At 50.3% G+C, this 495-nt stretch carries 2 protein-coding genes; both read right to left on the bottom strand.

Features of this window, described 5'->3' with window-relative positions; genetic code table 11:
- Positions 1-190: ATP-binding cassette domain-containing protein (locus NE664_13405; protein MCQ4727629.1), on the bottom strand; the 190-nt coding region annotated here is incomplete at its 3' end.
- A 39-nt stretch (positions 191-229) separates the two neighbouring features.
- The coding region (locus NE664_13410; GenBank protein MCQ4727630.1) for an ABC transporter permease subunit at positions 230-495 on the bottom strand (266 nt) is incomplete at its 5' end.

The raw sequence follows: 495 nt of genomic DNA on the forward strand, positions 1-495 counted from the left end.
CCGGCGGTGAAGCAATTAACCCCATAACCGCCTTGGAAGTCACCGTTTTTCCGCTTCCGGACTCCCCCACGATCGCCATGGTTTTTCCGGCCTCCAGCGTAAAATCCACGCCCCGGACCGCCTGTACCTCCCCGGCATATGTATGAAATGATACCTTTAAATTTTTAACCTCAAGTAATGGTTGACTCATAGGTGATGCCTGCCTTTCCTCTATTATTCACAAACCATATTACTGGCGCAGCTTCGGATCAAACGCATCCCGGAGTCCATCGCCCAGCAGGTTAAATGCCAGCATGGTCAAGGAGATTGCCAGCGCCGGGAAAATCAGCTCATGGGGATAATAAGACATTTGCTGCTGCCCCAGAGCGGCCATAGCTCCCCAGCTTGTAAGCGGCGGCTGAATTCCCATCCCTACGAAGCTTAAAAATGCCTCGGCAAAGATAAATGATGGTATGGAAAAAGTCGTATTGATGATAATCAGGCTCAGTGTATTGG

This window comes from Anaerotignum faecicola (assembly GCA_024460105.1).
In the GTDB taxonomy this organism is placed as follows: domain Bacteria; phylum Bacillota; class Clostridia; order Lachnospirales; family Anaerotignaceae; genus JANFXS01.